We start from the raw sequence: 14,172 nt of genomic DNA, 5'->3' as shown, positions 1-14,172 counted from the left end.
ACCAGTGGGGTGGTCCCTTGTCTTCGCATGACTGCGGTTGACGCGTAAATGATCGGCGTCAGGCATGCAACGTACCCGGAGTCACCTTGCCTTTGCTATCCAGGCCTGACGGCGACGTGCACGACGTCCGGCACGCCTCGGGCAACGGGGATCTCTTCGGTACGCACCCACCGGAACCCGGCATTCCCCATGGTTCCCTCGAATTCCGGCGAGGGTTGTGCAGACCATACGGCGAGGACTCCACCAGGTCTCAACACTCGTGCGCAGCTTGTGAGTCCGGTGTGTGAATACAGGTTTTCGTTGCCCTCGGTGACGGTCCAGGCCGGGCCGTTGTCGATGTCGAGGCATACCGCGTCGAACGTGTCGTAAGTCTCATCGAGATGGTCCAGCAGGTCCGCGGTCACGATCCGTGTGCGCGGATCGGCCAGGGCCCGCGCGCTGAACGCGGACAGCGGGCCGTCGAGATGCCAGTCGATGACGGCGGGCTCGCGCTCCACGACCGTGATGCGGCCCCAGCGGGGATCGGCCGCGGCGTGGGCGAGCGAGAACCCCACGCCGAGGCCGCCGATCAGCAGGTCCGGGGAGTCGCGGCCGTCCAGCGCGGCGAGCGCGGCGTCGACGAGCAGCCGTTCCGAGCGGCCGTCGGAGGTGTCCATCAGGAAGCAGCCGTTGGCGATGATCTGGAGCAACTCCCCGTGCCGCCGCAGGACGACCTCGCCGTAGGGCCCTGTGCGGCGGTCCAGCACTTCGGGTACTCGGGTGTCGTCCGGGACGTCCTGGGAGAGCGGCATCGGTCCATCGTTCCATTCCCCTGACGGTTTGTTGACGAATTCTCGGGACCGCCTGTCAGGCGAGGGTGAACGACCGCTGCGACGTTGACGAACCCCTGTGTTCCCACCCTGCCGGACCCTCCGGGGGACTCTGAGGTTCCTGTGAATCGGCCCCCGGGTGGCGCCGGTCACAGACACGCCACAGGTCGGGCGCGAAGGGTGGGGTGTGACGGAAGGAGCGCCTCTCAAGTGGAACGCACGGTGAAACCCACGAGTCCGCCCCTTCCCGACGCCGGCGGACTGCTCGACGGCATCCCGGGCCAGCGCGCGCCCCGGCGCACCGGCAGCCCCGCGGCGCCGGCCCTCCGCCCCCGGCCCCGCCTCCGCATCCCCGTCCCCTTCACCCTCTCCTACGGCGCCGTCCTCGCCGTCACCTCCTACGTCACCGCGCACGCCGACCCGGCCCTCGTGCACGCCCTGCACCAGGGCTCCAGCACGGACGTGGCCCATCTGCTGCGCACCCCGGTGCTGGTGCTGCTGGCCAGCGCCCTGTGGGTGGCGGGCGGCTTCGCCTCGCCGTTCACGCTCGGCTTCCTGATCGTCCTGACCGCGCTGGAGCGGCGCGTCGGGGCCGCCCGCACGGCCGTCGTCTTCCTGCTCGGGCACGTCCTGGCCACCCTCGCGACCGAGGGCCCGGTGGGTCTGGCCGTCCTGGCGGGCCATCTGCCGGACAGTTCGCTGCACCGCCTCGACTACGGCATCAGCTTCGGCGTCGCCACGAGCGTGGGCGCCCTCGCGGGCCTGCTGCGGCCCTGGCTGCGGTGGCCGCTGCTCGCCGCGTTCGGCGGGATGCTCCTGCAGGACCTGATCGGGTTCACGGACCCCATGACCAACTGGGGACATCTGATCGCGCTGGCCACCGGCGTCGCGGCCTGGCCGTGGGTACGGCGCTGGAGCCGGGCCCACCGGGACGCGGCCGCTGCCGCAGCGGGCCGTCAGTCGTCGTAGCGGACGGTGCCGTCCTCCCGCAGGGTCGGGTGGATCTTCATGGGGCCGTACTCGTCGACGTCCGAGGGGCGGGGCGGCTCGGGGCCGTCCGGGCCCATGCGGATCATGCGTTCCACGCGGCAGACCCGGAACAGGCGGTTCTCCACCCTCACCTCGTCGGCGCGGCCGGCCGCCCGGAATTCCTCGGCGGCCCGGGCGTAACGGGCCTTGCGGCGGTCGTCGTAGCGGTACAGCATCGCCCACACGCGGGACATCCCGTCGTACAGCGAGCGCCGGGCTTCGTGCGGGGTCGGATGGAGCGAGCCGGAGGGCGTCCATCCGTCGTCCCCGCGTTCGGCCACCGCGAAGCCGACCGGCAGCCGGACCACGTCCGGGTGCGTGCCGGCCGCGCGCGCGGAGTCCGCCCGTACGTCGGCCGGGAAGCGGGCGCCGGTGTACACGAACTCGCGCAGTCCCAGCCGCAGGGCGCCCGCCATCGGCCCCTCGTCCCGGCCGGGGTCGAGCACGAAGCCCACGTCGGGCGAGCGGGCGGTGCCGCGCTCCTCCCAGGAAGGGGACACCGGCTCCGGGTCGGTGGGCCGGGGCGGCTCCAGACCGTCGTCGCCGGTCCGCGCGAACTCGTCGCCGCGTACGACGCGGTAGCGCACCCCGAGCGCCTCCACCTCGTCCGCGGGGTGACGCTCCAGGACCGAGACGGCCGCGAGCAGCGCACGCCGGGCGGCCGGGTCGTCGGTGCCGTCCTTCGCCGTGAACCACAGGTGGGAGTTGAGCCCGTCCCTGGCCTGCTGGGGCATGCCGTCCACGACCGGCTTCAGCAGCCGCCAGCCCCCCGCGGACCCGGCCGGGTCCTGGGCGGCGACACCGAAGACGGGCCCGCGCAACGCGATGTGCGGGTAGCGCCGGGAGGCCTCCACGGCGTCCGCCTCCGTCACCCAGGCGATGGGGTCGTCCCGGAGCACCAGCTCCGCGTGCAGGGCGTCGAGCCGTCGCTTCCAGTCATCGGTCATATGCGCATTGTGGTCGCGGCGCGGGGCGGCTTCGGGGCGAATGCCGGAAGTGGGCGGGGAGAGGGAAAAGAGGCGGAAGTGGGAACGTGCGCCGGGTCGCACGCTCCCGCGGACACGCCCCCGACCGCCCCCGCGCACGACCGGCTGCACGACACCGGAGCCGCTGAGGCGCGGCTGACGCTCCGCGGTCGGCACTCCTCGAGGTTCACCCGTCCAGGGCGGTCGTGATCGCCCACAGCGAACGTGCCGCATGCCGGGGAACATTCAGGGGCTCATGTGCATTGAGTCGGCATAGCTCAACTTGACTGCCGAAGGGGAGATCATGGCTTCGACGTCCGCACCGCTCACTCTGCCCGTACTGCCTCTCGACGACGAGGTCGTGCTCCCCGGCATGGTGGTCCCGCTGGACCTCAACGACACCGACGTACGTGCCGCCGTGGAGGCCGCCCAGGCCGCCGCGCGGTCCGAGCCCGGAAAGCCCAGGGTGCTGCTGGTGCCCCGGATCGACGGGACATACGCGAGCACCGGCGTGCTCGGCACGATCGAGCAGGTCGGCCGGCTGGCCGACGGCGACCCGGGCGCGCTGATCCGCGGCCGGGGCCGGGTGCAGATCGGCGCCGGGACGACCGGACCGGGCGCCGCCCTGTGGGTGGAGGGGACACGGATCGACCAGACCGTGCCCGAGCCGCTGCCCGGTCATGTCGCCGAACTCGTCAAGGAGTACAAGGCCCTGGCCACCGCCTGGCTGCGCAAGCGCGCCGCCTGGCAGGTCGTGGACCGCGTGCAGGCCATCGACGACGTCTCCGCGCTCGCCGACAACTCCGGCTACTCGCCGTTCCTGACCACCGAGCAGAAGGTGGAGCTCCTGGAGACCGCCGACCCGGTGGCCCGCCTGAAGCTCGCCACCCAGCAGCTGCGCGACCACCTCGCCGAGCAGGACGTCGCCGAGACCATCGCCAAGGACGTCCAGGAAGGCGTCGACAAGCAGCAGCGCGAGTTCCTGCTGCGGCGCCAGCTGGAGGCCGTGCGCAAGGAGCTGCGTGACCTCAACGGCGAGCAGGAGGGCGAGGAGTCCGACGACTACCGCTCCCGCGTCGAGGCCGCCGACCTGCCGGAGAAGGTCCGCGAGGCCGCCCTCAAGGAGGTCGACAAGCTGGAGCGGTCCAGCGACCAGTCGCCCGAGGGCTCCTGGATCCGCACCTGGCTGGACACCGTCCTCGAACTGCCGTGGAACGAGCGGACCGAGGACCGGTACGACATCCAGGGCGCCAAGGCCGTCCTCGACGCCGAGCACTCGGGCCTGGAGGACGTGAAGGAGCGCATCACCGAGTACCTGGCCGTGCGCAAGCGCCGCAGCGAGCGCGGTCTCGGGGTCGTCGGCGGCCGGCGCGGCGGTGCCGTGCTCGCGCTGGTCGGCCCGCCCGGAGTCGGCAAGACCTCGCTCGGCGAGTCCGTCGCCCACGCGATGGGCCGCAAGTTCGTCCGCGTCGCCCTCGGCGGCGTCCGTGACGAGGCCGAGATCCGCGGCCACCGCCGTACCTACGTGGGCGCGCTGCCCGGCCGGATCGTGCGCGCGGTCAAGGAGGCCGGGTCGATGAACCCGGTGGTCCTGCTGGACGAGATCGACAAGGTGGGCTCCGACTTCCGGGGCGACCCGGCGGCCGCCCTCCTGGAGGTCCTGGACCCCGCGCAGAACCACACCTTCCGGGACCACTACCTGGAGGTCGAGCTCGACCTTTCGGACGTCGTCTTCCTCGCCACCGCCAACGTGCTCGAAGCCATCCCGGAGGCCCTGCTCGACCGCATGGAGCTGGTCCGCCTCGACGGCTACACCGAGGACGAGAAGGTCGTCATCGCCCGTGACCACCTGCTCCCGCGCCAGCTGGAGCGGGCCGGCCTGGACAAGGACGAGGTCACGCTCGACGAGAGCGCGCTGCGCAAGCTGGCCGGCGAGTACACCCGCGAGGCCGGCGTGCGCACCCTGGAGCGGACCGTCGCCCGGCTGCTGCGCAAGGTCGCCGCCCAGCACGAACTGGGCGAGCGGGAGCTGCCGTTCACCGTCACCGACGAGGATCTGCGCGGCCTGATCGGGCGCCCGCACCACGTGCCCGAGTCCGCCCAGGACCCCGCCGAACGCCGGACGGCCGTCCCGGGCGTCGCGACCGGCCTCGCGGTCACCGGCGCCGGCGGAGACGTGCTCTACGTCGAGGCATCCCTCGCCGACCCGGAGACGGGCGCGGCGGGACTGACCCTGACCGGCCAGCTCGGGGACGTGATGAAGGAGTCGGCGCAGATCGCGCTGAGCTTCCTGCGCTCGCACGGCGCGGAGCTGGAGCTGCCCGTCGGCGACCTGAAGGACCGGGGTGTGCACATCCACTTCCCGGCCGGCGCGGTCCCCAAGGACGGCCCGAGCGCCGGCGTCACCATGACGACGGCCCTCGCGTCCCTGCTGAGCGGACGGCTCGTCCGTACGGACGTGGCGATGACCGGAGAGGTCTCCCTGACCGGACGGGTGCTGCCGATCGGCGGCGTCAAGCAGAAGCTGCTCGCCGCCCACCGCGCGGGAGTGACGACCGTCGTCATTCCCAAGCGCAACGAACCCGACCTGGACGACGTCCCCGCGGAGGTCCTGGACAAGCTCGACGTCCACGCCGTCACCGACGTCCGCCAGGTACTGGAGCTGGCGCTCGCGCCCGCCACCGAGAGCGCGGCGCCCGAGGTTCCGGCAGCGGCGTGACGGACGCTGCCGGATGAAGGCAGGGCCCGGGTCCCCTTGAGGGAGCCCCGGGCCCTCGCCGTACCCGGCCGGGCCGCCGGCGGCCTGTGCCTGCGGAATACTTGAACCGCCGCGCCAATGGCCCGGAACTGGCGGAAAACAGGAGTGCTGACGTGCACGAGGAAGCAAGCGGCGACGAGCTGTCGTCGCGCGGGGTGGAGCAGGGCGACCGGGAGTTCCTCTCCCTGGAGCGGGAGCTGACCGTGCTCTTCCGCCGCGCCCGGGCCAACCAGGGCGAGATGGCCCGCGAGGTCCACCCGGACCTGGAGTCCGCCGCGTACGGCCTGCTCGTGCGGCTGGAGGAGTGCGGGCGCCAGCGCGCCACCGAGCTCGCCGCCTACATCGGCGTCGGCAAGGCCACCATGTCCCGCCAGCTGCGCGCCCTGGAGCAGCTCGGCCTGATCGCCCGCGAACCCGACCCGGCGGACGGCCGCGCCTGGCTGGTCGACCTGACCGAGGAGGGCCGCAGCCGGGTGAGCCGGGTCCGCGAGGCCCGCCGCGAGCGGTACGTCAGCAACTTCTCCCACTGGGACCGCCGGGAGGTCGCGGAGCTGGCCCGCCTGCTCAACCAGCTGAACCGGGGGATGGAGAAATAGCCCGGCGGCTTCACAGCTCCACGTACACGGCCGTCGCGTCGTCGTGCGTCTTGGCGCGCCCCAGGAACGCCCGCCCGGCGGCGTCCGCGAGCTCCAGCTCCCGTACGCGCTCCACCAGCGCCCGGGCGCCCGCCCCGCGGACCAGGGCGAACAGGTCCGTCCAGTCGCCCTGCCGGAAGGTCTCCGCCCAGCGCGTCGCCCCGTCCGACAGCGCGGCCAGGGCCCGCACCCGCGCCCGCGGCACGCTCCCCGTCACCGCCCGCCCGGCCACCGCCGGATCCGCGGCGGCCGTGAAGAAGCCGCCTTCCCGATTGCGCAGCCGGCCGTCGACGATTTCGGCGCTCCTCAGGAGCTCGCGCGGCAGCAGGGCCAGCCGGTCGTCGAGGACCGGGGTGACCATGCCGTCGGGTGCGGCGAGCAGCAGCGCGGCGTCGGACAGGACGAGGTACTCGACGCTCTCCGCCGACCAGCGCGCGACGGCCACCGTCGCCTGCGGGGTTCGCGGGTGAGAAAGGTCACAGGTTTCCGCATGGGCCCCGGCGGTACGTGCGATGGCGAGGGAAAGGGCCTCGATCAACGGAACATCCGGGAGTGAAACGGTCAGTTCGGTCAGGGCCCCGCCCAGTCGCGCAGTGAACCAGGGGACCGAATGCAGACAGCCCGCACCACCCGGCGGCGGCGTCACCCCGTCGAGGAGGACGACCGAACCGCCCTGCCCGCAGATGGGAACCCCGACGCTCGCGAAGTCCTCGTTGGGGCGGGCCGGATCGCCGGGTTCCGACACAAGTTCCGTACGCATTCGGCCAGTCTGCACGAGCCCTTCACGGTTTCCGCGAAAGGCTTGCATCCACCGCCGAACGGGCCTGCCGTCGCAGGTCAGACGCCTGTTTTGGGGGGTAATGCTGGGGTGCGGGAAGGTGTGGCGGCGAATCCTGCCAAAGCCCGCCGCCCACGTCCAACCGGCCCGCCCGGCAAGGGCGCCGCACACGCCACAGGAACTTGCCCGGCAACTCCCCTCCGATGTTCACTCCTTCGGGTGGCGGGGCATGCGATGCACGGCCCGCGCCCACCGGCACTGGGAGGGTCGGGGACCGAACCGGACGTACGCGCCAGTTGACGGGGCGTCATATCCGGCCCATGGGTACACGAGTCAGGAATGCGAGCACCGGTGCAGAAGACGCGGCCTCGGCGCACAGGCAGCAAGACGGCCTCCGAGGGGGGCGCGGAGCGCACCCCTGTCGGCAAGGGCCGTCCCACCCACGTACGCAACCGGCTGATCGTCGCCGTGGCCGTGGTGGCCGCCGCCATCGCCGGAGCGGGCGCCCCCGCCCTGCTCACCGCCTCGGGACAGTTGAAGGACTCGCAGGACCTGGTCACCCTGGCCGAGCAGACCGAGGACGCCCTGGTCCTCGCCCAGTCCGTCGCGGACGAGCGTGACGAGGTCACCACCTACCTCGCGGCCGGCCGCCCCAAGTCCGGGGCGCCCTCCTCCGACGGCACCGCCCGCGTGGACCGCCAGGCCCGCGAGCTGACCCAGGAGGGCGACACCTCCGCGGCACTGCGAGGGGCCATCGCCTCCCTCGCCTCCGTACGCGAGTCGGCGCTCACCGGCAGGAGCACGGCCGTTGAGGCGCACCGGGCGTACTCGGACGTCATCCTCGCGCTGCACGGCCTCGCCGACCGGCTCGCGGAGGACATGCCGCCCCGCGCGGGCGGCGGCGCCTACGCCCTCGCCCAGCTCGACACCGCCGTACAACAGGCCTCCGCCGCCCGGGGACTGCTGCTCGCCGCACTGAACGTGCCCACGAGCACCAAGACCGTCTACGACCCCGTCACCGGCCTGTCGACCACCCGGAAGGTGTCCTCCGAAGCCGGCACCAAGGTCCGCGACGCCCTCACCGAAGCCGCCCAGCAGGCCCGGGTGCGCTCCGACGCGGCCCTCGCCGACTTCCGCGAAGGCGCCCCGAAGGACGCGGTGGACTCCTACGACTCCACCGTCACCGGCGGCGACGTCGACGCCGCCGAGAAGTACCTCACCACCCTCACCGACCAGCCGACGCTGAGCGACGACGAACTCGGCACCAGCACCAGGAAACTGGACGCGGCGCTGTCCGCCCGCGTCGACCTGATGCGTGGCCTCGAGTCCTCGTTCTACGACCACCGCACCAAGGACCTCGCCGGGCTGCGCGACGACGACGTCACCGCGCTGGAGATCCGGGTCGCCCTGCTCGGGGCCATCATGCTGCTGGCCGTCGTCGTCACCACCGGTATGGCACGCAGCCTCACCTTCCCGCTGTCCGTGCTGCGCCGCGGCTCCGCCCGGCTCGCCGAGACCGAGAACCCGGCCGCCGAGGAACCCGTCCGGTTCACCGGCCGCAACGACGAGTTCGCCCAGGTCGTCCGCTCCGTCAACGCCCTGCACGAGCACGCCGTCGCCCTCCACGAGCGCGTCACCACCCTGGAGTCCGACCGCAAGCACCTCGTCGGACAGCGCCAGAAGATGGCGGACGCCCGCGAGGAACTCCGCGCCGAACTCGCCGAGTCCGCCGACCGGCTGGAGCGGCTGCGCGGCGCCATCACCGGCACCTTCGTCAACCTCGCGCTGCGCACCCTCGGCCTCGTCGAGCGTCAGCTCACCGTCATCGAGAGCCTCGAGGAACGCGAACAGGACGCGGACCGCCTCGCGACCCTCTTCAAACTCGACCACTTCGCCACCGTCATGCGCCGCCACAGCGAGAACCTCCTGGTCCTCGCCGGCACCGAACACGTCCAGCAGCACGCGGGCCCGATCCCGCTGGTCGACGTCGTCCGGGCGGCGGTCAGCGAGATCGAGCGCTACGAACGCGTCCGCATCTCCGCCCTGCCCCCGCACGCGCACGTGGCCGGCTTCGCCGCCGACGACCTGAGCCACCTGCTCGCCGAACTCATGGAGAACGCCACCTCGTTCTCCCCGCCGGACCGCCCCGTCGAGGTCTCCGGCTGGCTCCTGGAGAACGGCGAGGTCATGCTCTCCGTCCAGGACGAGGGCATCGGCATCGACGCGGAGAAGGCGACGCGCCTCAACTCCCGGCTCGCCGAGTTCGACCCGGACGCCCCCTACGACCAGGAGGGCGAGGAGGGTCTCGGCCTCGGGCTGTACGTCGTGGCCCGGCTGGCCCACCGGCACGGGGTGCGGGTGCAGTTGCGCGAGCAGAAGCAGGGTGGGGTGGCCGCCGTGGTCGTCCTGCCGGGCACCCTGCTGGCCGAGGCCTCGGCCGCCGCGGTCCCCTCGGCCACGCCGGCCTCGTCCACCGCCCAGTCCTTCACCCTGCCGGGCGTCGACGCCGAGGCCAACTCCAACGTCCTGCCGGGCCGTTCGAAGGACGCCGGGGACCCGCTGGTCGCCCTCGCGGAGAAGGCCGTCCGCAAGGCAGAGGACCAGCCCGCACAGCCCGTGGAGGACATTCCCGCGGAGCGCGCCGCCGAGACGACCATGGAACTCCTGCTGCCGATCCCGCCAGGGGAAGCGGACGACGAGCGGGAACCCGTGGCCGCCGAGGCCGACGCCGAGCACACCCGGGTCCCCGACGAGCCCGAGGAACTCGTCACGGACAAGGGCCTGCCCAAACGCACCCCCAAGATCACCACTCCCGCCCAGGCTCCGCGCAGGCGGACCGGGGCGGTCGACGCCGAAGCCCTCCGCCGCCGCCTGGGCGGCTTCCGCCGGGGGGCGGAGGCCGGATACCGCGAGGTCGAAGCGGAGACCACCGAGACGGGCCGGAACAAGGTCCCGTCACCCCCGGCCTCACCACAGGCATCACCTCAAGCGTCACCTCAGGCATCACCTCATGCAGACCGAGTCGCACCTCAAGAAGCACACGTACATGCCGAAGAAGACACGGGGGGCACAGTCGAGGAGGCAAGCAGTTGACCGCGCCCAGTACCTTCGGACTGAGCAGTGAAGCCCGTAACCTGCACTGGCTGTTGACGAACCTCGTGGAGGAGGTGCCCGGCATCCAGTCCGTGGCGGTCGTCTCCTCCGACGGCCTGCTCCTGCTCTCCTCGGACCCCGGACGGAACGACGAGGCACGCCAGGCCGGCAGCGGCAAACCCGCCGGCCCGCGCGGCTCCTCCGCCGACCTCGCCACCATCGTCTCCGGCATCGGCAGCCTCACCGTCGGCGCCGCGAAACTCATGGAGTCCGGCGGGGTCAAACACACCATGGTCGCCATGGAGGAGGGCAGCCTCTTCGTGATGTCGATCAGCGACGGCTCCCTGCTCGGCGTCCACGGCTCCGCCGACTGCGACATGAGCGTCGTCGCCTACCACATGGCGCTCTTCGTCGGCCGGGCCGGCCACGTCCTCACCCCCGAACTCCGCAGTGAGCTACGGCAGTCACTGGAGTCGGAGTCGGCCGGGAGCGGCCGATGAGCACCGGCCCGGTCGACAAGAGGCAGCAGCTCCCCGTGCGCGGCGGCGACCGCAGGCCCGCCCGCGTCCGCCCCTACTCGCTCACCGGCGGCCGCACCCGCGCCGGCCACGTCCTCCTCGTGGAGACCTTCGTGGCGGCGCTCGAGGCTCCCGAGGAGCGCAAGGAACTGACGAACGGTTCCCTCAGGTCCACGGTCATGCCGGAACTGCGGGCCATCGTCGAACTCTGCCGCCGTATGCGCACGGTGGCCGAGATCGCCGCGCTGCTGAAGATGCCGCTCGGCGTGGTCCGCGTGCTGCTCAGCGACCTCGCGGACCAGGGAAAGATCCGTGTGTACGGCACCGGTACCGCTCACGGTACGGGCCGTCCCGACCGCGCTCTGCTGGAAAGGGTGCTGAGTGGACTCCGTCGTCTCTGACGCCGCCTCCTCCTTTGGCGTCACCCCGGTCACACCCGTCACACCCGCCCCTCCCGTCACGCCGCTCGCCGAACCCGACGAGCCCCTGCAGCCGTGGCAGACGGACCGGACCCGCGCCCCCATCGCCACGAAGATCGTGGTGGCGGGCGGCTTCGGGGTGGGCAAGACCACCCTCGTCGGCACCGTCTCGGAGATCGAGCCCCTCCAGACGGAGGCGCTGATGACCGAGGCCGGCGCCGGCACCGACGACCTGACCGGGACGCCGCAGAAGACCACCACCACGGTGGCCATGGACTACGGCCGTCTCACGCTCGACGCCGATCTGGTGCTCTACCTGTTCGGCACGCCGGGCCAGCAGCGGTTCTGGTTCATGTGGGACGACCTGGTGCGCGGCGCGATCGGCGCGGTCGTCCTCGTCGACACCCGCAGGGTGAAGGACTCCTTCCCGGCGCTGGACTACTTCGAGAGCTGCGGACTGCCGTACGTCGTCGGGGTCAACCACTTCGACGGCAGCGAGCTGTTCGAGCCGGAGGACGTGCGGGAGGCCCTGACCATCCCCGCGCACATACCTGTCATGATCATGGATGCGCGCCGCCGGATCTCGGTGATCGAGACCCTCTTGGCCCTGGTGGGCCACGCGCTCGACGAAACCCCCGAGTAGCCCCCCACTCGCCCCGAGCAGCCCCGAGCAAGGCCCTTCAAGGAGAGTCCCCCGCATGCGGAAGATACTCGTCGTCGGAGCCGGCCAGTCCGGTCTCCAACTCGCCCTCGGCCTCCAGTCGCACGGGTACGAGGTCACCCTGATGTCGAACCGGACGGCGGACGAGATCCGCTCCGGGCGCGTCATGTCGACGCAGTGCATGTTCCACACCGCCCTCCAGCACGAGCGGGATCTCCAGCTGAACTTCTGGGAGTCCCAGGCCCCGAAGATCGGCGGGCTCGGCGTCTCGGTCGCCGCCCCGGGCTCGCACGACCCCGGCCCGACGCAGCGCGCGATCGACTGGGTGGGCCGCCTCGACGGGTTCGCGCAGTCCGTCGACCAGCGGGTGAAGATGGCCGGCTGGATGGAGACCTTCGCCCAGCGCGGCGGCCAGCTGGTCATCCACGGCGCGGCGGTCTCCGACCTCGACTACTTCTCCCGCGCCTACGACCTGGTCCTCGTCTCGGCCGGCAAGGGCGAGCTGGTGTCGATGTTCGCCCGCGACCCCGAGCGCTCCCCGTACACCGAGCCCCAGCGGGCGCTGGCCGTCTCCTACGTCCACGGCCTCGGCCCGCGCCCCGAACACCCCGACCTGGAAGCCGTCCGCTGCAACCTCGTCCCCGGTGTCGGCGAGCTGTTCATCATGCCGACCTACACCACCTCCGGCCGCGCCGACATCCTCTTCTGGGAGGGCATACCCGGCGGCCCGCTCGACGTGTTCAACGGCGTCAAGGACCCGGCGGAACACCTCTCCCTGACCCTGGAACTCATGGAGAGGTTCACGCCCTGGGAGTACGCCCGCGCGACGAAGGCCGAACTCACCGACGCCGGCGGCACGCTGGCCGGCCGCTACGCGCCCACGGTCCGCAACCCGATCGGCCGTCTCCCCGGCGGCGGCATGGTCCTCGGCGTCGCGGACGTCGTCGTCGCCAACGACCCGATCACCGGCCAGGGCTCCAACTCCGCGTCCAAGTGCGCTACCGCGTATCTCGCGTCGATCCTCGAGCAGGGCGAGAAGGAGTTCGACGAGGAGTGGATGCAGGCCACGTTCGACCGGTACTGGGACACCGCCCAGCACGTCACCAAGTGGACGAACGCGATGCTGGCGCCGCCGCCGGAGCACATCGTGAACCTGCTGGGCGCGGCGGGACAGCTGCCGGCCGCGGCTGATCGTTTCGCCAACGCCTTCAACGACCCGGCCGACTTCGAGAACTTCTTCTACGAGCCGGAGAAGACGGCGGCATACCTGGCCGAGGTCTCGGGCGCCTAGGGCGTCCCAGAGGGTGGGGCGTCCGGGCGTACGGCTCCGAGGATCGGGTGGGATGCGATGGGGGAGACCCTGATCTCCTCTCCCGTTCGAGGCGCCTGGATCACCTCGCCCTCGCCCAGGTAGACCGCCACGTGGGTGGCCTCCGGGAAGTAGATCACCAGGTCGCCGGGGCGCAGTTCCCCGAGGGGGACTCTCGGGAGCCGCGCCCACTGCTCCTGGCTGGTGCGGGGGATCGGGGTGCCGGCGTGGTTCCAGGCCTGGGAGGCCAGGCCCGAGCAGTCGTACGACGTCGGGCCCTCCGCACCCCATTCGTACGGCTTCCCGATCTGCCGTACGGCGTACCGCACCGCCCTCTCGCCCTCCTCCGACGGCTTGTCGTCGTCGCCGAGCGCGCCGGACGCCATGAACTCCTCCTGGGCCCGCGCGACCCCGTCCTTCTCCAGTTCCGTGACCGCGGTGAGCTGGGCGGCGGTCAGCGAGGAGAGGAGTCTCTCGACGTCGGCGAGCCGGCGGCGGACGTCGTCGCGTTCCCTCTTCCGCCGCTCGGCGAGGGTGAGCTGTGCGTCGAGGGCGGCCCGTGCCCTGCGGGCCAGTCCGCCGGCCCGGCGTTCGCTGCCCTCCAGCCGGCCGACCGTCTCGGCCCGCTCGTGCGCCAGCCGGCCGATGACGTGCCCCTGGTCGAGCGCGTGCTGCGGATCGCGGGCCAGCAGGAGCCGTACGTAGGGGGAGATGTCGGTGGTGTTCTGGTACTGCTGGCGGGCCAGTCGGCCGGCCGCGCCCCTGCTGTCGTGCAGGGTCAGCCGGGCCCTGGCGAGTTCGGCGTCCAGGCGGGCGGTCTCGGCCCGCCGCTCCGTGAGCTGTTCCTCGGTGGCGTTGTAGGTCTCGGTCGCCTTCTCGGCCTCCCGGTACAGCCGCTGAAGGTCCGTCAGCAGCGCTGCCACGGTCCGTCCGGCGGGCGGTCCCGGCTTCTCGGGCGCGGACGTCGGCCGCTCACCGGGCCCCGGCGGCTCCGGTACGGCGACGGCGGCGCCGGGGGTCGGTGCCGTCCCCGTGGCCAGCACCCCCGCCGCGGCGACCGTACAGGCCAGACGCAGCAGCCTTTCCGACACGTCGTCACCTCCACCGCGGGGGAGGCGCCCGGGTGGCGGCTCCGGCCCGCAGGGCGAGCATGGGACGCACGGGCGCGGACCGCGCGGCGGGGTGCTCGGTCCGGCGC

The 14,172-nt window shown here is 72.3% G+C and carries 12 protein-coding genes; 8 read left to right on the top strand and 4 right to left on the bottom strand.

Annotated elements, in window-relative coordinates:
• Nucleotides 1-95: 95 nt before the first annotated feature.
• Nucleotides 96-791: a spermine/spermidine synthase domain-containing protein gene (locus ABT057_RS19420; protein ID WP_352344292.1), complete on the bottom strand. Its 696-nt coding sequence runs from the start codon at nucleotides 789-791 to the stop codon at nucleotides 96-98.
• Nucleotides 792-1,019: 228 nt separating this feature from the next.
• Between ABT057_RS19420 and ABT057_RS19415 the strand changes: the two genes are divergently transcribed.
• The gene (locus ABT057_RS19415) at nucleotides 1,020-1,778 is read left to right on the top strand and encodes a rhomboid-like protein (protein WP_352344291.1); all 759 of its coding nucleotides are present in this window, start codon (nucleotides 1,020-1,022) and stop codon (nucleotides 1,776-1,778) included.
• Here ABT057_RS19415 and ABT057_RS19410 read toward each other — a convergent pair.
• The gene (locus tag ABT057_RS19410; protein ID WP_352344290.1) at nucleotides 1,766-2,785 is read right to left on the bottom strand and encodes a DUF5954 family protein; all 1,020 of its coding nucleotides are present in this window, start codon (nucleotides 2,783-2,785) and stop codon (nucleotides 1,766-1,768) included. The two genes, ABT057_RS19415 and ABT057_RS19410, sit on opposite strands and share 13 nt — an antisense overlap.
• Nucleotides 2,786-3,107: 322 nt before the next feature.
• On the opposite strand from ABT057_RS19410, the gene lon reads away from it, so the two are divergent.
• Nucleotides 3,108-5,522: an endopeptidase La gene (gene lon, locus ABT057_RS19405; protein WP_352344289.1), complete on the top strand. Its 2,415-nt coding sequence runs from the start codon at nucleotides 3,108-3,110 to the stop codon at nucleotides 5,520-5,522.
• 152 nt (nucleotides 5,523-5,674) lie between these two features.
• Complete coding sequence (locus tag ABT057_RS19400) at nucleotides 5,675-6,157, top strand: MarR family winged helix-turn-helix transcriptional regulator (RefSeq protein WP_352344288.1); 483 nt, start codon at nucleotides 5,675-5,677, stop codon at nucleotides 6,155-6,157.
• Between the two features lie 10 nt (nucleotides 6,158-6,167).
• Here the strand turns inward: ABT057_RS19400 and ABT057_RS19395 are convergent, their stop codons facing one another.
• Nucleotides 6,168-6,956, bottom strand: a complete 789-nt coding sequence (locus ABT057_RS19395; RefSeq protein WP_352344287.1) for a hypothetical protein — start codon at nucleotides 6,954-6,956, stop codon at nucleotides 6,168-6,170.
• A gap of 369 nt (nucleotides 6,957-7,325) precedes the next feature.
• Here ABT057_RS19395 and ABT057_RS19390 point away from each other — a divergent pair, with 369 nt between their 5' ends.
• The 5 genes from ABT057_RS19390 to ABT057_RS19370 are packed head-to-tail and all read left to right on the top strand — an operon-like array spanning nucleotide 7,326 to nucleotide 12,956.
• Entirely contained in the window at nucleotides 7,326-10,067 is a 2,742-nt protein-coding gene (locus ABT057_RS19390) for a sensor histidine kinase (protein ID WP_352344286.1), read from the top strand.
• On the top strand, nucleotides 10,064-10,567 hold the full coding sequence (locus ABT057_RS19385; protein WP_352344285.1) for a roadblock/LC7 domain-containing protein: 504 nt from the start codon (nucleotides 10,064-10,066) through the stop codon (nucleotides 10,565-10,567). The genes ABT057_RS19390 and ABT057_RS19385 overlap by 4 nt, the downstream gene beginning before the upstream one ends.
• Nucleotides 10,564-10,986, top strand: coding sequence for a DUF742 domain-containing protein (locus tag ABT057_RS19380; protein WP_352344284.1), 423 nt, complete (start codon nucleotides 10,564-10,566; stop codon nucleotides 10,984-10,986). Before ABT057_RS19385 ends, ABT057_RS19380 begins: the two co-directional genes overlap by 4 nt.
• Nucleotides 10,967-11,647: a GTP-binding protein gene (locus tag ABT057_RS19375; RefSeq protein ID WP_502973941.1), complete on the top strand. Its 681-nt coding sequence runs from the start codon at nucleotides 10,967-10,969 to the stop codon at nucleotides 11,645-11,647. The genes ABT057_RS19380 and ABT057_RS19375 overlap by 20 nt, the downstream gene beginning before the upstream one ends.
• A gap of 55 nt (nucleotides 11,648-11,702) precedes the next feature.
• Complete coding sequence (locus ABT057_RS19370) at nucleotides 11,703-12,956, top strand: styrene monooxygenase/indole monooxygenase family protein (protein ID WP_352344283.1); 1,254 nt, start codon at nucleotides 11,703-11,705, stop codon at nucleotides 12,954-12,956.
• On the opposite strand, the gene ABT057_RS19365 is transcribed toward ABT057_RS19370, so the two are convergent.
• A complete protein-coding gene (locus ABT057_RS19365; protein ID WP_352344282.1) occupies nucleotides 12,953-14,065 on the bottom strand; it encodes a C40 family peptidase in 1,113 nt (370 codons plus the stop codon). The two genes, ABT057_RS19370 and ABT057_RS19365, sit on opposite strands and share 4 nt — an antisense overlap.
• Between the last annotated feature and the right edge of the window lie 107 nt (nucleotides 14,066-14,172).

This window comes from Streptomyces sp. NPDC002588 (assembly GCF_040295925.1).
GTDB lineage: Bacteria > Actinomycetota > Actinomycetes > Streptomycetales > Streptomycetaceae > Streptomyces.
Note: the sequence above shows the minus strand (reverse complement) of the source record. Positions and strands in the feature narration are given on the sequence as shown.